At 74.6% G+C, this 16,662-nt stretch carries 16 protein-coding genes; 9 read left to right on the plus strand and 7 right to left on the minus strand.

Going from position 1 to position 16,662, the window contains the following annotated elements; translation table 11 throughout:
• Positions 1-40 precede the first annotated feature (40 nt).
• Complete coding sequence (locus ABT158_RS40805) at positions 41-2,272, plus strand: MMPL family transporter (RefSeq protein ID WP_352362998.1); 2,232 nt, start codon at positions 41-43, stop codon at positions 2,270-2,272.
• Positions 2,273-2,319: 47 nt separating this feature from the next.
• On the opposite strand, the gene ABT158_RS40810 is transcribed toward ABT158_RS40805, so the two are convergent.
• Genes ABT158_RS40810 through ABT158_RS40825 form a run of 4 tightly spaced genes read right to left on the minus strand, consistent with a single transcriptional unit; the run spans position 2,320 to position 4,942 of the window.
• Complete coding sequence (locus ABT158_RS40810; protein ID WP_352363000.1) at positions 2,320-2,631, minus strand: hypothetical protein; 312 nt, start codon at positions 2,629-2,631, stop codon at positions 2,320-2,322.
• A 24-nt stretch (positions 2,632-2,655) separates the two neighbouring features.
• Complete coding sequence (locus ABT158_RS40815) at positions 2,656-3,321, minus strand: ArsR/SmtB family transcription factor (protein ID WP_352363002.1); 666 nt, start codon at positions 3,319-3,321, stop codon at positions 2,656-2,658.
• Complete coding sequence (locus tag ABT158_RS40820) at positions 3,321-3,812, minus strand: cupin domain-containing protein (protein ID WP_352363004.1); 492 nt, start codon at positions 3,810-3,812, stop codon at positions 3,321-3,323. Before ABT158_RS40820 ends, ABT158_RS40815 begins: the two co-directional genes overlap by 1 nt.
• 41 nt (positions 3,813-3,853) lie before the next feature.
• Positions 3,854-4,942, minus strand: a complete 1,089-nt coding sequence (locus tag ABT158_RS40825) for an alcohol dehydrogenase catalytic domain-containing protein (RefSeq protein WP_352363006.1) — start codon at positions 4,940-4,942, stop codon at positions 3,854-3,856.
• A gap of 129 nt (positions 4,943-5,071) precedes the next feature.
• On the opposite strand from ABT158_RS40825, the gene ABT158_RS40830 reads away from it, so the two are divergent.
• From ABT158_RS40830 to ABT158_RS40840, 3 genes are read left to right on the plus strand one after another with little or no spacing between them, the layout of a single operon-like run.
• Positions 5,072-6,304, plus strand: a complete 1,233-nt coding sequence (locus ABT158_RS40830) for an ABC transporter substrate-binding protein (protein WP_352363008.1) — start codon at positions 5,072-5,074, stop codon at positions 6,302-6,304.
• Positions 6,301-8,949, plus strand: coding sequence for an ABC transporter permease subunit (locus ABT158_RS40835; protein WP_352363010.1), 2,649 nt, complete (start codon positions 6,301-6,303; stop codon positions 8,947-8,949). The genes ABT158_RS40830 and ABT158_RS40835 overlap by 4 nt, the downstream gene beginning before the upstream one ends.
• Complete coding sequence (locus ABT158_RS40840) at positions 8,950-9,690, plus strand: ABC transporter ATP-binding protein (RefSeq protein ID WP_352363012.1); 741 nt, start codon at positions 8,950-8,952, stop codon at positions 9,688-9,690.
• On the opposite strand, the gene ABT158_RS40845 is transcribed toward ABT158_RS40840, so the two are convergent.
• A complete protein-coding gene (locus tag ABT158_RS40845; RefSeq protein WP_352363014.1) occupies positions 9,682-10,410 on the minus strand; it encodes a dienelactone hydrolase family protein in 729 nt (242 codons plus the stop codon). The genes ABT158_RS40840 and ABT158_RS40845 overlap by 9 nt on opposite strands.
• Positions 10,411-10,455: 45 nt before the next feature.
• Positions 10,456-11,349, minus strand: coding sequence for a LysR family transcriptional regulator (locus ABT158_RS40850; protein WP_352363016.1), 894 nt, complete (start codon positions 11,347-11,349; stop codon positions 10,456-10,458).
• Positions 11,350-11,422: 73 nt separating this feature from the next.
• Here ABT158_RS40850 and ABT158_RS40855 point away from each other — a divergent pair, with 73 nt between their 5' ends.
• Both ABT158_RS40855 and ABT158_RS40860 read left to right on the plus strand, forming a co-directional pair.
• Positions 11,423-12,079: a type 1 glutamine amidotransferase domain-containing protein gene (locus ABT158_RS40855; protein WP_352363018.1), complete on the plus strand. Its 657-nt coding sequence runs from the start codon at positions 11,423-11,425 to the stop codon at positions 12,077-12,079.
• 198 nt (positions 12,080-12,277) lie between these two features.
• Positions 12,278-13,243, plus strand: coding sequence for an alpha/beta hydrolase (locus ABT158_RS40860; protein WP_352363020.1), 966 nt, complete (start codon positions 12,278-12,280; stop codon positions 13,241-13,243).
• Here the strand turns inward: ABT158_RS40860 and ABT158_RS40865 are convergent.
• On the minus strand, positions 13,221-13,364 hold the full coding sequence (locus tag ABT158_RS40865) for a hypothetical protein (RefSeq protein ID WP_352363022.1): 144 nt from the start codon (positions 13,362-13,364) through the stop codon (positions 13,221-13,223). The genes ABT158_RS40860 and ABT158_RS40865 overlap by 23 nt on opposite strands.
• A 386-nt stretch (positions 13,365-13,750) precedes the next feature.
• Between ABT158_RS40865 and ABT158_RS40870 the strand changes: the two genes are divergently transcribed.
• Genes ABT158_RS40870 through ABT158_RS40880 form a run of 3 tightly spaced genes read left to right on the plus strand, consistent with a single transcriptional unit; the run spans position 13,751 to position 16,654 of the window.
• Positions 13,751-14,851, plus strand: coding sequence for an acyl-CoA dehydrogenase family protein (locus ABT158_RS40870; RefSeq protein ID WP_352363024.1), 1,101 nt, complete (start codon positions 13,751-13,753; stop codon positions 14,849-14,851).
• 19 nt (positions 14,852-14,870) lie between these two features.
• Positions 14,871-15,845: an acyl-CoA dehydrogenase family protein gene (locus ABT158_RS40875; RefSeq protein ID WP_352363026.1), complete on the plus strand. Its 975-nt coding sequence runs from the start codon at positions 14,871-14,873 to the stop codon at positions 15,843-15,845.
• Positions 15,842-16,654, plus strand: coding sequence for a TIGR03619 family F420-dependent LLM class oxidoreductase (locus ABT158_RS40880; RefSeq protein ID WP_352363028.1), 813 nt, complete (start codon positions 15,842-15,844; stop codon positions 16,652-16,654). The genes ABT158_RS40875 and ABT158_RS40880 overlap by 4 nt, the downstream gene beginning before the upstream one ends.
• The last annotated feature ends 8 nt before the right edge of the window (positions 16,655-16,662 follow it).

Raw genomic sequence — 16,662 nt, forward strand, 5'->3', positions numbered from 1 at the left:
GTACGACCGTACAGGACGGCCGTCGGGCAGGGGCGAGACGATGACGCGGTTTCTTGGTCGGCTGGGTGGCTGGTGCGCGCGGCACGGGCGGATCGTGCTGGCTTTATGGGTGGTCCTGGCCGCGGGCCTGATGGGCGCGAGCCTCGCGCTCGGCAGCCCGGTCAGCAACGACGCCTCCATCCCGGGCACCGACGCGCAGCGCGCGCACGACCTGATGAAGGAGGGCTTCGGCCCCGGCTACGCCACCGGCGGAACCGTGCAGCTCCTCCTGTACTCCGCGGACGGGAAGCTCACCGACGAACCGCGCAAGCAGGCCGTCGAGCGCGCGGTGGCCGCGATGCGCACGATGCCGCACGTCGTCCAGGTGGACACGCCCTACCGGATGGGCGGCATCGCCTCGAACCTGCAGATCGGCGTGATCACCGTCAAGATGCAGGGCAACGACCCCGACAAGGTGGGCGAGGACACCCAGGCCCTGTCCGACGCCGCGGCCCCGGCCAGGGACGCCGGGCTGGAAGTGGTGCCCGCCGCCGACTCCAACCCGGCGAGCAAGGAGATCAAGACCGGGCCGAGCGAGATCATCGGCGTGGTCTGCGCGCTGCTCGTGCTGGTCTTCGCGTTCGGGACGCTGGTCGCCGCGATGGTGCCGATCTTCGCCGCGCTGGTCAGCGTCGCGACCGGGCTCGGCGTGATCGGCCTGCTCGGCTACGTCGTGGACATGCCCAAGCAGGCCGGGATCATGTCCACGATGATCGGGCTCGGCGTCGGCATCGACTACGCGCTGTTTCTGCTGTCGCGCCACCGCAAGCTGCTGGCCGACGGCGTGCCGGTGGTGGAGTCCGTACGCCGGACGGTTTCCAGCTCGGGCGGGGCCGTCGTGTTCGCCGGCGGCACGGTGATCATCGCGTTGAGCGCGCTGATGCTGGCCGGGTTCCCGCTGCTGAGCACGCTCGGCTGGGTGACCGGCATCTCCGTCGTCTTCGCCGTGCTGACCTCGGTCACCCTCGTGCCCGCCCTGCTCGGGCTGCTCGGCCACCGCGTCAACGCGCTCAAGGTGCCGCTGGTGCGCGGGCGGTCGTCCACCCGCGGCGGGGGCGCCGGCTGGGCCGGGCTCGGCGCGTGGGTGGCGCGCCGGCCGTGGCGGGTGCTGTTCGGCAGCGTCCTCGTGCTCGGCGCGCTGGCCGCGCCCGCGCTCGCGCTGCAACTGGGCCCCCTGGACGAGGGGTACGCGGCCAAGGACTCGGCCGGGCGGCGCGCGTACGAGCTGATGGCCACGGCCTTCGGCCCCGGCAGCAACGGCCCGCTGATCGTGGTCGCCGAGCTGCCGGAGCAGGTCTCCGGCGCCGGGGACGCCACCGTGAAGCGGCTCGCCGACGAGGTCGCCCGCGTCGACGGGGTCGCCCACGTGTCGGACCCGAAGGTGAACGACTCCGGCCGCTCGGTGCTGCTCCAGACGATCAGCGACTACGCGCCGAGCGACCCGAAGGCGGCCGAGGTGGTCAGGGAGGTCAGGGCCATCTCGATCCCGGGCGTCCAGGTGCACGTCGGCGGCAAGGTGGCCGGGCTGACCGACGCCGGGGACCGCATGAACGAGCGCACCCCGCTGGTCATCGGCGTGGTCGTGCTGCTCAGCGCGCTGCTCCTGCTGTTCGCCTTCCGCGCGCCCGTCGTCGCGGTCAAGGCCGCCGTGATGAACCTGGTGTCACTGGGGGCCGCGTTCGGCGCGCTCGCGCTGGTGTTCTCGATCGGCCTCGGCAGCGGCCTGGTCGGCATGGACGCCCCGATGGACTCCTCCTACCTCCAGACGCTGTTCTTCTCCGTGCCGATCGAGAGCTACGTGCCGCTCATGCTGTTCGCGGTGCTGTTCGGCCTGTCGATGGACTACGAGGTGTTCCTGCTGACGGCGGTGCGCCAGGCCCACGCCCGGCACGGCGACAACAGCCGGGCGGTGGCCGAGGGCCTCGGCTCGACCGGCCGGGTCATCACCTCGGCCGCCCTCATCATGGTGGCGGTGTTCGTGGCGTTCATCGCCTACCCGGACGCGATGGTCAAGACGTTCGGCGTCGGGCTGGCCGTGGCCATCGCGGTGGACGCGACCGTCATCCGCGGCTTCCTCGTGCCGGCCACGATGGTGCTGCTCGGCCGGGCGAACTGGTGGTGCCCGCGCTGGCTGGACCGGCTGCTGCCGAACCTGTCGGTCGAGGGGCACGAGGAGGACGAGCCGGAGCCGCGCCGCGAGCGCGCGCAGGAGCCGGTGGGCGCCGGGCGCTGACCCCGCCGGCGACCGGCAAGCCGGTGGGCGTCGAGGTGGCCGGCCGGTCAGTCGGGGTCGTCGAGGTGGCAGGCCGGCACCCACCCGACGACGCCGGTGGCCGCGTCGGTGCCGTGGTGCCACAGGGTGCTGTCGAAGGCGTCGTCGCAGCGGAACAGCTCGTGCTCCTCCGACCGGTCGGAGTCGAAGCCGTCGCCGGGACGGCCCACGCCGAGCTGGGCGGCGCCGTCCTTAGGCTCGCTCCAGATGACCACCTCGCGGCTGCGGAAGTCGTAGCGGAAGCGGGCCTGCGCGGGGCCGGCGCCGCCCACGGTCACGACCGCGAGCAGGCCGGCCGCGACGGCTCCTCTGGCGAGCATGCGGACCTCCCTCACTGTGGGCGATTACCCGCTCACAGTACGCTCCCGCACGACCTCGTGCCCGGCACGCCGCCAGCCGATCAGGCCGCCGTCCAGCGGGCGGGCGTCGAGGCCGCGCTCGCGCAGCAGGCGTGCGGCCTGCGGGGAGAGCACGCAGTACGGCCCGCCGCAGTAGGCCACGACCCGGGCGTCCGACGGCAGCTCCGCCAGGCGGCCCGCCAGGTCGTCCAGGGGCACCGAGATCGCGCCGGGCACGTGCCCCTTGGCGTAGGCGGCGGCCGGCCGGACGTCGACGACCACCGTGCCGGGGTCGGCCAGCCTGGCGGCCAGCTCGTCGGCCGTGACGCCGGACAGGTCGCCCAGGTGCTCCCGCACCGCCTCGCGCAGGCCGGACAGCCGGTCGTGGGCGAACCGCTGGAGGTCGCCCAGGAAGCGCGAGACCTGCTCGTCGGCCAGCCGGTAGCGGACCCGGGTGCCGTCCCGGCGGCTGGTCACCAGGTGGGCCGCGTGCAGGTGCTGGAGCTGGGCCGAGGTGTTCTTGACCGGCACGCCCGCCGCCCGGGCCAGCTCCTCGACCGTGCGCTCGCCTTGGTCGAGCACGTCGAGCAGGCGCAGCCGCACCGGGCTGGCCAGCGCCTTGCCGACGCGGGCCAGGTGCCGGTAGACGGGCTCTTCGGGGAAATCCGCCATCAGACCGCGTACTGGTCGTGGCGCAGCCAGAGTTCGGTCCACTCCTCGGGGGTGAGCTCGCGGCCGCTGTGGGTGATCTCGGCCAGCTCCTCGAAGTACGCCTCGCGCGGCGCGCCCGGCGTGAAGAGCACCAGCATCGAGGCCGGCTCGCCCGAGGCGTTGCGGAAGGCGTGCACGCCGCCCTCGGGCACGTGCAGGAAGTCGCCGGGGCGGCCGTCGGCCCACTTGTCGCCGTCGTAGAGCTGGACGGTGCCGGTCAGCACGTAGAACGACTCGGTGATGGTCCGGTGGAAGTGCGGGGACGCGCCGCCGGGACGCGGGCCCATCTCCCAGCGGTACAGGCCGTAGGCGCCGTTCGTCGAGCCGCCCGTGCCCAGGTAGTGGACGCGGGTGCCGGTCGCCATCGACAGGTCGGGGCCGTTGTCCGCAGGGCGCAGGGTGGCACTGATCTGGCCGGTCTCGCCGAGGTAGCGCTGCTGGGGGTACGACATGGGACAACCTCCACTATTCCAAAGAAAACGAGAATAGCGCCTCAGAACGTGATGACCGTGCGGGCGACCGTCCCCTGGCGGACGTGCGCGACGGCCTCGTTGATCTGGTCGAGGGGGAGGCGTTCGGTGATCAGGCCGTCGAGGTCGAGGCGGCCACGAAGGTACTGGGCGGCCAGCATGGGCAGGTCGCGGTGCGGCGCGGCGTCGCCGCCCTGGGTGCCCATGAGGCGGCGGGAGGAGAACAGCAGGCCGGTGTCCAGCGCCATGGGGTGGCCCTGGGGCGGGCTGCCGACCATGACCGTGGTCCCGCCCGGCTGGGTGGCGGCGAAGGCCTCGGCCAGCACGCCGGGCACGCCGGTCGCGTCGAAGGCGTAGTCGACGCCGCCGCGGACCAGCGCGCCCACCTGGCGGGGCAGGTCGCCGGCGGTGAGCAGGTGGGTGGCCCCGAAGCGCTCGGCCAGCTTGAGCTTCCCCTCGGCCACGTCCGCGGCGATGATCGTGGTGGCGCCGGCGAGCACCGCGCCCTGGATGACGTTGAGCCCCACGCCGCCGCAGCCGACCACCAGGACCGAGGCGCCCGGCGGCACCTCGGCCACGTTGAGGACGGCGCCCACGCCGGTGACCACGCCGCAGGCCAGCAGGCACATGGCGGCGAAGGGCGCGTCCTTGGCGATCTTGACGCACATGGCCTCGGCGACCACCGCGTACTCGGCGAACGAGCCGATGCCGATGAAGCGGCGGGTCTCCCGGCCGTCGAGGGTGACCCTGGGCGGGCCGCCCATGATGGTCGGCAGCCGCTGCGGGCCCGAGCACAGGTGGAAGCGGCCGGAGCCGCAGTGGCGGCAGCGCCCGCAGGGGCCGCTCATGGCGATGATGACGTGGTCGTCCGGCCTGACGGAGGTGACGCCCGCGCCGACGCTCTCCACCACGCCCGCGCTCTCGTGCCCCAGGATGAACGGCGGCGCGGCCACCACCGGGCTCTTGCCGTCGATGGCCTTGAGGTCGGAGCCGCACACGCCCGAGGCCCTGATCCGGACGCGCACCTCGCCGGGGCCGGGGTCGTCGATCTCGACGTCGCGGATCTCCATGGGGGCGTGGAACCCGGTCAGCACGGCCGCGCGCATCAGCATGCGCCCACGCTAGCCCGGCGCGCCGCCTGCGAGCAAGCGGTTGCTCGGTAGGCCGTTGACACCCCTTCCCGGCAAATCTACGCTCAGCGAAACCAAGCGAGCGCTAGGCCGAGTCGCGAGGAGAACAACATGGTACGGCGGGGCGCGGCGGCGCTCACCCTGACGCTGCTCGTCGCCGGCTGCGCGGCCCAGCAGACCGGCGCGGCCCAGTCGGGCGCGGGAGTGACGGACACCACGATCAAGATCGGCGGCGTGCTGACCAAGACCAGCGCGAGCGGCTACTCGACCAGGGACGCCGAGATCGGGGCGAAGGCCAGGTTCGCCCGCGCCAACGCCGAGGGCGGCGTGCACGGCCGGAAGATCGACTTCATCGGCGCCGAGGACGACGCCCAGGACGCGGCCAAGGGCGATGCGGCGGCGAAGAAACTCGTCCAGAAGGACCAGGTGTTCGCCCTGGTCCCGGTGCACGCCCCGAACTTCGGCGGCGCGGCCTTCCTCGAACAGCAGGGCGTGCCCTGGTTCGGCTGGGCCACCGGGCCGCAGTGGTGCGGCACCAGGACCGGGTTCGGCTACAACGGCTGCCTGGCCCCCAAGCAGGGCGCCGGCTCCCAGACGTGGTGGGGCAGGCAGATGGCCGACCTGCTCGGCGGCGCCGCCGGCAAGAGCGTCTACGTGCAGACCAGCGACTCCAGCGGCAGCAAGTACGGCGGCACGACCATCTCCCAGTCGTTCACCGCGGCCGGGTTCGAGCTGGCCGGCGTGAACTCCGGCCTGCCGGCCGCCGCCCCGCCCCCCGACTGGCTCCCGTACGTCAACAAGATCATGACCTCGGACGGCGGCAAGGCCCCGGACGTCGTCGTCTCCGTGATCGCCGGCACCAAGTTCAACGTCGGGCTCTACGCGGCGCTCAAGCGGGCCGGGTACAAGGGCGTGCTCACCGACGCCACCAGCTACGACCTGGCCATCCTCAAGGACCCGGCCGGCGCGCAGGCGCTCGACGGCGTGATCGCCGCGCCCATGTTCGAGCCGTTCGAGTCCCCGGCCCCCGAGATCGCCCAGCTCAAGAAGGACGTCGAGCAGGTGGCCCCCGGCACCGCGCTCACCCAGCACCTGGCGATCGGCTACTGGGCCGCCGACATCTTCCTCGACGTCCTCAAGCGCACCGGCAAGGACCTGACCAGGGAGAAGTTCCTGGCCACCGCCAACGGCGACTACCTCTACGAGAACCCCGGGTTCGGCCGCATCCGCTACCCGCGGGACCACAGCGAGCCGAACGGCTGCGGCGCCCTGGTCAAACTGGAGGGCGGGGCCTTCCAGGTGGCCAGGAGAATGGCCTGCTTCGACAACGTGCCGCTGAAATGATCCTCCAGTACGTGCTCAGCGGCCTGGTCACCGGGGCCGTCTTCGCGATCATGGGCTCCGGCCTGACCCTGTCGTACGCGGCGACCGGGGTGTTCAACTTCGCCCACGGCGCCGTCGGCTTCCTGGCCGCCCTGGTGTTCTACGAGCTCACCGCCGCCGCCGGGCTGCCCGCCTGGCTGTCGGCGGTGGTGGCGGCCGGGCTGTTCGCGCCCGCGCTCGGCTACCTGCTGCACCGGGCCATGTTCCGCGGGCTCGCCCAGGCGGGGGAGACCGCGCAGATCGTCGCCACCATCGGGCTCACGATCGCGCTGCCCGCGCTCGGCCTGCTGGCCGTGGAGCTGGCCGGGCTGCCCGCCACGGACGCCACCTCGCTGCCGCGCGGCGTCGGCCCCCATCCGGCCGTGTCGCTCGACCCGCTCGGCGTGCGGCTGGACACCGACCAGCTCATCACCTTCGCCTTCTCGGCCGTCGCGGCGGCGGGGTTGTGGGCCTTCCTGCGGCACACGCCGTACGGGCTGCGCATGCGCGCCTCCGTGGACCGCCGCCGCCTGGCCACGCTCCGGGGCATCGACGCCGACGCCACCTCGGCGCTGGCCTGGATGCTCGGGTCGGGGCTCGCCGGGCTGGCCGGGGTGCTGGCGGCGCCGGTGCTCGGGCTGGACGCGACGGCGTACACGGTGCTGCTGTTCGCCTCGGCGACGGCGGCGGTGTTCGGGCGGCTGCGCTCGATCCCCTGGACGTTCGCCGCCGGGCTCGCGCTCGGCGTCGTGCAGAACCTGGTCGCCGGGTACACCGACTTCCTGGAGGAGGTCACCGGGCTGCGCACCGCCGTGCCGGTGATCCTGCTGTTCGCCGGGCTGCTGCTGCTGAACCGGTCGCGGGAGCGGGTGGCGGGCAGCGCCGCCGAGGACGTCCCGCCGCCCGACCACCTGGCCGGGGTGCCGGCCTGGCGCAGGCGGCTGCCGTGGGCCGCGGGCCTGGCCACGCTGGCGGCCTTCGCCCTGCTCGGGCCGGAGTACTACGTGGGCGTCGCGGCCCAGGGGCTGGTGCTGGCGCTGATCTTCTGCTCGTTCGTGGTGGTGACCGGGATCGGCGGCATGGTGAACCTGGCGCAGGCCGCCTTCGCCGCCATGGCGGCGCTGACCTGCGGGTGGGCGTTCGCCTCCGGGCTGCCGTTCGGCGTGGCGATCCTGCTCGGGGTGGCCGCCGCGGGGGCCGTCGGGCTGGTCGTGGCGCTGCCCGCGCTGCGGCTGGGCGGCCGGGTGCTGACGCTGGCCACGCTGGCCCTGGCGCTGCTGGCCGACCAGGTGCTGTTCCAGGTGGACGCCTTCAGCAACGGGACCATCGGATGGGCGCTGCCGGCGCTCGGGCTCGGCTTCGCCGACACCTCCGACCCGCGGGTGCGGGTGGCCGTGCTGCTGGCGCTGATCGGGCTGGTGGCGCTGCTGGTGCGCAACCTGGAGCGGTCGGCGTCGGGACGGGCCGTGCTCGCCGTGCGGTCGGCGCCCGCGGCGGCCGTCACCTCCGGGCTGTCCGCGCCGCGGGCCAAGATCGTGCTGTTCGTGCTGGCGTCGGCGATCGCCGGGCTCGGCGGGGTGCTGTTCGCGATCTCCAAGGGGTCGGTCACGGCCACCGACCTGCCGGCGTTCGCCGGGTTCGTCTGGCTGGCCGTGGTGGTGCTGCAGGGCGTGCGCAGGGTCGGCGGTGCGGTGCTCGGCGGGCTGGTCGCGGTGGCCGTGCCCGAACTGCTGGCGACCTGGGACGTGTCCGCGCACGTCGGGTCGATCCTGTTCGGCGCGGGCGGCATGATCCTGGCCCGGCATCCGGACGGCGTGCTCACCCAGCTCGCCGAGGCCCGCCATCGCCGCCGCGCCCGCCGCCTCCCCGCCGCTTCTTCGGCCGCTTTCTCCACCGCTTCTTCCGGCACGCCTGCCGCGCCTTCGACTGGCGGCGGCGGGCCCGGTGGGCCGCTGTTCGTGCTGGAGGACGTCGTGGCGGGTTACGCCGACTGCACCGTGCTGCGCGGGGTGCGGCTGGAGGTGCGGCCCGGCGAGGTGGTGGCGCTGCTCGGCGCGAACGGCGCGGGCAAGTCCACCGCGTGCGCCGTCGCCGCCGGGGACCTGCCGGTGACCGGCGGCCGGATCCTGCTCGACGGCGTGGACGTCACCGCCTGGCCGGCGCACCGGCGGGCGCGCGCCGGCGTCCTGCTGGCCCCCGAAGGGCGGGGCGTGTTCCCCGGGCTCACCGTGGAGGAGAACCTGCGTACCTGGCTGGACGATCCGGAGCCGGTCTACCGGCGCCTGCCGCAGCTCGCGGCCCGCCGTACGGTGGCCGCGGGCGCGCTGTCGGGCGGCGAGCAGCAGCTCCTCACGCTGGCCCCGGCCCTGGTGCGCCCGCCGCGGGTGCTGATCGCCGACGAGCCCTCGCTCGGCCTGGCCCCGCTCGTGGTGCGGCAGGTGTTCGACGTCTTCGCCGAGCTGCGCGACCGGGGCGTGGCGCTGCTGCTGGTCGAGGAGAAGGCGACCGAGGCGCTGGCTCTCGCCGACCGGGTCGCGTTCATGCGGCTGGGCGCCGTCACCTGGACGGGCCCCCGCTCGGAGGTGGACGGCGACCGGCTGACCGCCGCCTACCTGGGGGTGAGGTGAATGCTGGCGGTGCAGGGCGTGTCCGTGGCCTTCGGCGGCGTCAGGGCGCTGGACGGCGTGTCGTTCGAGGCCGGGCCGGGCCAGGTCTGCGGCGTGATCGGGCCGAACGGCGCGGGCAAGACCACGCTGTTCGACGTGGTGTCCGGGCTGCGCAGGCCGGTCGCGGGCCGCGTCATGCTGGACGGGCGCGACCTGACCGGCGTGTCCGCGCTCCGGCGGGCCAGGGCCGGCGTGCGCAGGACGTTCCAGCGCACGCAGGTGTTCGGCCGGCTCACCGTGGCCCAGAACGTGCTGGCCGCGCTCGACTGGCACGGCGGCGGCGGCGGACTGGCCGCCGACCTGGCCGGGTGGCCGGGCCGGCGGCGGATCGAGCGCGAGCGCGGCGCGCGCGTGGCCGAGGTGCTCGACCTGTGCGGGCTCACGCCGCTGCGCGACGCGTACGCCGCCGCGCTGCCGGTCGGGCAGCGCCGGATGGTCGAGCTGGCCCGCGCGCTGGCCGACCGTCCGCGGCTCCTGCTGCTGGACGAGCCCACCTCCGGCCTGGACGCCGCCCAGACCGCCCGGCTCGGCGCGGTCGTCAGGTCCCTGGACACCACCGTGCTGCTGGTCGAGCACGACATGGGCTTCGTCATGGAGATCTGCGACCGGATCGTCGTCCTGGACCTGGGCAGGGTCATCGCGTCCGGGACGCCGGCGCGGGTCAGGGACGATCCGGTGGTGCGGGCCGCCTACCTAGGCTGAGTGCCGTTCGGTGAAGGACAGGATGCGGCGCCAGGCGTCCTGGCAGATGTCCTCCCACTCCTTGAACGAGCGGTCGAAGAAGGAGTGGGGCGCGCCCTCGTAGACGTGGGTCTCGTGCTCGGTGCCCACCCGGTCCAGCGCCGCGGTGTAGGCGTCGAACTCTTCCGGGCTCGACACCTTGTCGGCGCCGCCCCTGAGCAGCAGCAGCGGCGCGCCGGGGCCGGTCTTCGGCTCGTCGATGAAGCGCAGCGCGCCGTAGAAGCCGATGCTCCCGGCCAGGCCGTTGCCCTCCGCGCCCTGACGCCACGACAGGGCGCCGCCCATGCAGAAGCCGACCGTGAACACCGGGCCGCCGGCGGCCAGCTCGGCGGTCGCCGCCGCCGCGTCGGCCTGCACCTGGTCGAGCTTGAGCTGGTCGACGTGGGGCATGTAGTCGAAGTCGTCGCCCCGGTCGTCGGTCCCGGCGGTGCGGCCGAAGTAGTCGATCGCGATCGTGCGGAACCCGGCCTCGGCGAAGCGCACCGCGAGGTCGCGGTAGAACGGGTGCAGGCCGCGCACGTCCGGCATGATCACCACGCCGCGGCCGTTCGGCTCGGCCGGGTCGGCCCGGTAGGCCATGAAGCGGGTGCCGTCGGCGGAGGTCAGCGTGATCTGCTCGTGCGCCGCCACCTCGCCCCGGATCGGCGGGGCGGGCGGCCGGCTGTCGGTGGAATGACACATGTGCCCAGCATGCCCAAGGTGATCGCCCGTCATCCACCTTCGTCCTCAGTACGGCGGCGCCGCCCGGAACGCCGCCAGCAGGTGGGCCCGCACCCGCCCCACGGCCGGCCTGGCCGGTGCCCCCGACCGTACGGCCAGGTAGCCGGTGTTGATCGGCGGCTCCGCCGGCTCGGCCAGCACGACCAGCGTGCCCTCGGCCAGGTCGCGCCGGCACAGGTACGCGGGCAGCACGGACACGCCCATGCCGGCCCGCACCGCGCTCAGCACGCCGCGCAGGTCCGGGATGACGACCTGCGCGGCCATCGACGGCCGCCGCCCGAAGACGGCCCGCCAGTAGCGGCGCACGATGGGCAGCTCCTCGGCATAGGCCACCACGGGCACCGCGGCCAGCTCCTTGGGCCCGACCCGGCCGGGCGGCAGCCCGCGGGCCACGGACGGCGCCGCCACCAGGACGAACTCCTCGTCGTAGACCGGGTCCGCCTGGATGCCGCGCACCCGGGGCCGGATCGTGGACAGCACCAGGTCGAGCCGTCCGGCCGCGAGGTCGGCCAGCAGGTCGTCGGCCAGGCCGAGGGTGGTGCGCAGGCGCAGCCCGTCGCGGACGAGCGGGGCGAGCATCGGCATGACCTCCTCGCACAGGAACTCGGCCGGGCCGCCCAGGTGCACGGCCTCGTCCGAGGGCAGCTCCGCGCCAGCCACCTCCTCCAGCGCGTCGAGGGCGGGGGCCACCCGGCGGGCCAGCTCGTCGGCGGCGGGGGTGGGCGCGACGCCGCGCGGCAGCCGGTCGAACAGCGGCCGGTCGAGCGTCGCCTCCAGCGTCTTGACCTGGGCGGTCACCGCGGGTTGCGAGAGGCCGAGTGTCTGCGCGGCGGCGGTGATGGAGCCGGTCCTGTGGACGGCGAGGAAGGTCCGCAGCAGGTCCAGCGAGAGAGATGACACATCACTATTCTGATGGCACGACCGACATTTCGCTATTTGTGGCTGATGGGCTTTCCCGGCCATGCTCGAAGGCATGAGCAAGCGCATCCTGATCGTGTTGACCAGCCACGACGACCTCGGCGGCGTGGAGCGTACCGGATACTACGTCCCCGAGGCGGCCCATCCCTGGCAGATCTTCACCAAGGCCGGCTTCGAGGTGGACGTCGCCAGCATCGCCGGCGGCCGGCCCCCGCGCGACGGCCACGACCCGGACGACCCGGCGCAGGCCGCCTTCCTCGCCACCGGCCTGGACGAGGACACCGCCCCCCTCTCCGGCGTGGACGCCTCGGCCTACGACGCCGTCCTGTACGCCGGCGGCCACGGCACCATGTGGGACTTCCCCGCCGACCCCGACGTGGCCCGGGTCGGCCGCGACATCTACGAGCGCGGCGGCGTGGTCGCGGCGGTCTGCCACGGCCCGGCCGCGCTGGTCGGCCTGACCTTGTCCGACGGCTCCCACCTGGTGGACGGCCGGCGGGTGGCCGCCTTCACCAACAGCGAGGAGACCGCACGCGGCGTGGCAGGGGTGGTGCCGTTCCTGCTGGCCGACGCGCTGACCGGGCGCGGCGCCCGGCACGAGCCCGCCCCCGACTGGCAGCCGCAGGTCGTCGTGGACGGCCGGCTGGTCACCGGCCAGAACCCGGCCAGCGCCGCGCCCCTGGCCGAACAGGTCGTCGCCCTGCTGAGCTGACCCGCTGACCCCCGCTGACCCCGGCTGATTCCGGCTGACCCCGGCCAACCCGGCTGCCCTCCGGTCGATCCCCGGCCCGAGGTCGCCGGACGGCGGGCGTCGCGCGCGCAACGGCAGCCGGATGGCGGTTGCGGCGCCGTCGCGCGAGATCCGACCATCGAGGGGTACGGCAAGCCCCCTCCGTGGAAGGAAGTCCTCATGGCGTTCCACCCCAACCTCGATCCGGACCTGCGTGCCGCCCTGGAGAGCGCGCCCTTCCCCGCCTTCGACGTGACGGCGCTCGACGCGGAGCAGCTGGCCGGGTACCGGGCCCAGATCCACGCGATGCTGGCCGCGGCGCCGCCCGCCGAGACCGAGGTGCGGATCGAGGACCGCCACGTCCCCGGCCCCGACGGCGAACCGGACGTCCGGGTCCGCGTCTACCGCCCCGCGCAGGACGGCGCCGGCCGGCCCGGCCTCTACTGGATCCACGGCGGCGGCATGATCGTCGGCATGCCCGAGGGGGACGAGGCCACGATGATCGAGTACGTCGAGCGGCTCGGCGTCGTCGTGGTCTCCGTCGACTACCGTCTTGCGCCCGAGCACCCGCACCCCGCGCCGGTCGAGGACTGCTACGCGGGGCTGGTGTGGACCGCCAAGAACGCCGAGGAACTGGGCATCGACCCCGCCCGGCTGGCCGTCGGCGGGGCCAGCGCGGGTGGGGGGCTGGCCGCCGGGACCGTGCTGCTCGCCCGCGACCGGGGCGGGCCCGAGGTGGTGCTCCAGCTGCTGATCTGCCCGATGCTCGATGACCGCAACACCACCCCGTCGAGCCTGGAGTTCACCGAGGCCGTGGTCTGGGACCGGGCCGCGAACCTCTACGGCTGGTCCGCCCTGCTCGGCGACCGGGCGGGCGGCCCGGACGTCCCGCCGTACGCGGCGCCGGCGCGGGCCGAGGACCTGTCGGGGCTGCCGCCCGCGTTCGTGGACGTGGGCGAGCTGGAGGTGTTCAGGGACGAGGACATCGACTACGCCCAGCGGCTCGCGCGGGCCGGGGTGTCCACCGAGTTCCACCTCTACCCGGGGGCGTTCCACGGGTTCGACGTCATGGTGCCCGACACCCCGCTGAGCAGGCGGGCGCGGGAGACCCGGCTGGCCGCGCTCAGGCGGGCGTACCGCCTGTAGCGGCGGCGTCAGCGGCGGCGTCAGCGGTGGTGGCGGCGTTGGCGGTGGTGGCGTTGGCGGTGGTGGCCACCAGCGCGGCCTGGGTGTCGCCGATCCTGGCCGTGCGCACCCGGTGCCCCATCGCCCGCAACCCGGCCGCATGCTGCCCAGGCCGCCGCTCAGCTCCCTCGTCCGCGCCCCCTCCGGGGGGCCTTCCCCGGCCCCCTTCCCGGCGCCCGGTGTCCGGGCCTCGGCGGCCCGGCCGTCCGGGCCCGTCCGGAGGCGCCGGCCGGCGGTGGCGTCGTGCGGGCCGACCGGGCGTCGCGCCGGCCGCGCGGTGGCCGCGAGCAGCACGGGCACGGTGACGTGGTCGCGCACCAGCGAGTCGAAGTAGGCGATGACCCGCACCGCGCTCCCGGCGTCGGTGTCGAGCGTGGAAAGCCGGAGCAGAAGACCCTGCACGACGTCCGGACCAGGCCGACGGACAGCGGCCTGGCCAGTAGACCAAGCGTGCGCTAGTTTGGTTTCGTGGATCTCGACTTCTCCCCGGCCGAGCTGGACTTCCGCGCCGAGGTTCGCGACTGGCTGGCCGCCCACGTGCCCGAGCGGCTCCCGCCGATGGACACCGGCGAAGGCTTCCAGGCCCACCGTGACTGGGAGGCGCTGCTGGCCGGCGAGCGGCTGTCGGTCGTCTCCTGGCCGCGCGAGTACGGCGGCCGGGCCGCGTCCCTGATCGAGTGGCTGATCTTCGAGGAGGAGTACTGGGCCGCCGGCGCCCCGGCCCGGGTCAGCCAGAACGGCATCTTCCTCCTGGCCCCCAGCCTCATGCGCTTCGGCACCCCCGAGCAGCGGCGGCGCTGGCTGCCCCGGATGGCGACGGCCGAGGACGTGTGGGCGCAGGCCTGGTCCGAGCCCGAGGCCGGCAGCGACCTGGCCGCGCTCACCGCCCGCGCCGAACGCGCCGACGGCGGCTGGCTCCTGTACGGGCACAAGACCTGGAGCTCCCGAGCCGCCCACGCCTCCCACGGCTTCGGCCTCTTCCGCACCTCCGGCGCGCGGCACAAGGGCCTGACGTACTTCCTGTTCCCCCTGGACGACGTCGCCGTCCGGCCGATCGCCCAGCTCGACGGCCTGCCCGGGTTCGCCGAGCTGCACTTCGACGGGGTGTTCGCGCCCGACTCCATGGTGCTCGGCGAGCCCGGCGACGGCTGGCGGATCGCGATGTCCACCACCTCCTCCGAACGCGGCCTGACCCTGCGCAGCCCCGGCCGCTTCCTCGCCACCGCCGACCGCCTCCTCGACCTGGCCTTGGACGCCGACCCCGCCCTCGCCGACCGGGCCGCGCGCTGCTGGACGGCGGCCGAGGCGTACCGGCTGCACACCTTCGCCACCGCCCGCCGGATCATGGCCGGGGCCGAGATCGGCGCGGCGGCCAGCATGGGCAAGGTCTTCTGGTCGGAGCTGGACCTGCGCATGCACGAGCTTGCCATGGAACTGCTCGGCGACCGCGCCGGCGGCACGGCCTGGCTGGACGGCTTCCTGTTCTCGCTGGCCGGGCCCATCTACGCGGGCACCAACGAGATCCAGCGCAACATCATCGCCGAGCGTGTCCTGGGCCTGCCCCGATGACCCCTCTGGAGTCGCCCTCATGCACTTCGCCTTCACCGACGAGCAACTCGCCCTGGGGGCGACCGTCCGCGACGTGCTGCGGGCGCACTGCCCGCCCGGCGCGCTGCGGACCGAACGCCGTCCCGCCTGGGACCGGCTGGCCGAGCTGGGGTTCTTCGGGCTGCTGCTGCCGCCGGAGCTCGACGGGCTCGGGCTCGGGCTGACCGACGTGCTGCCCGCGGTCGAGGAGACCGGGCGGGCCTGCCTGCCGGGGCCGGTGGTCGAGACGGCGGTGGCGGCGGCGTTCCTGTCGCCCAGGCTGCCCAAGCTGGCCTCGGGCGGGGTGTGCGTCGGGGTGCTGCTGCCGGGGGAGGCGTACATGGCCGACGCCGATCTCGCCGACGTGCTGGTCGTGGCGCGTACGGGGGAGGGGGTGCGGGTGCTGCCGGGGCACGAGGCGCGGCTCACCGCCGTGCCGGGGGTGGATCCGTGCCGGCCGTTGTTCGAGGTCGCCTTCGAAGCGTCCGGACGTGCCGAGTCCGGCGCGGACCGGGTGGCGCTCGCGGCGCGGGCCGTCGCGGTGGCGACCGCCGCCCAGCTGATCGGGGTCGCGCGGGAGCTGCTCGCGGTCTCGGTGTCGTATGCGGGGGTCAGAAGGCAGTTCGGCGCGGCGATCGGGTCCTTCCAGGCCGTCCGGCACCGGCTCGCCGACGTGGCGGTCGCCGTCGAGTTCGCCGCGCCGCTGGTGCACCGCGCGGCTCTGTCCGTCGACCGGGACGCGCCCACGGCCGGACGGGACGCGAGCGCCGCCAAGGCCGCGGCGGGCGAGGCGGCGGCGCTGGCCGCCCGCGTCGCCCTGCAGACCCACGGCGCGATCGGCTACACCGAGGAACTGGACCTGCGGTTCTGGCTCGCGCGGGCCTGGTCCCTGTCGGCCGCGCACGGCACCGCCGCCGCCCACCGCGAACACGTCCGCGCCAGCCTGAGCGCCCGCGACCTGCGGAGGTACCCGTGAAGTACGGCGTGCCGCTGGGCCTGCTGCACCCGGACGCCTGGAAGGACGTGGCCGTGGCCGCCGACGAGCTGGGGTTCGAGTCGGTGTGGCTGCCCGAGCACCTGGTGTTCGCCACCGACCTGTCGCTCGCCGTCTACCCGGGCACCGAGGACCCCGGCATCAAGCCGACGACCCCGCTGTTCGACGCCCCGGCCTACCTGTGCTGGCTGGCCGGTCTCACCACCCGCGTCCGGCTCGGCACCGCCGTCCACCTGCTGGCGCTGCGTCACCCGTTCGTCTCGGCCCGCGCCTTCGCCACCCTGGACGTGGTGTCGGACGGACGGGCGATCTGCGGCGTGGGCGCGGGCTGGTACCGCGGGGAGTGGGTGGCGGCCGGGCTGCCCTTCGAGACCCGCGGCGCCCGCCTGGACGAGGTCATCGAGATCGTCCGGCGGCTCTGGACCGAGCCCGTGGTCGCCCATTCCGGACGGTTCTACCGGTTCCCCGAGGTCGCCTTCGAGCCCAAGCCCGTGCAGGGGCGGCTGCCGGTGCTGGCCGGCGGGGAGTCGGCGGCGGCGCTGCGCCGGGCGTCCCGGCTGTGCGACGGGTGGATCAGCATGCCGCACACGATCGAGTCCATCAGGCCGCAGCTGGCGCGGCTGGGGGCGGGGGTGCCGGTCACGGCGCACGCGTACGCGCTGGGCTCTCCCGGGGAGGTGGCCGCCTGGGCGGAGCTGGGGGTGGAACGGCTGATCGTCCGGCCGTGGACGCGCAGCCGGGACGCGGTCACCCGCCTGGCCGCCTTCGCCGCCGAGTACGACGTGACCTGACCCGGCCG

It is taken from the genome of Nonomuraea sp. NPDC001636 (assembly GCF_040298265.1).
Lineage (GTDB): Bacteria > Actinomycetota > Actinomycetes > Streptosporangiales > Streptosporangiaceae > Nonomuraea.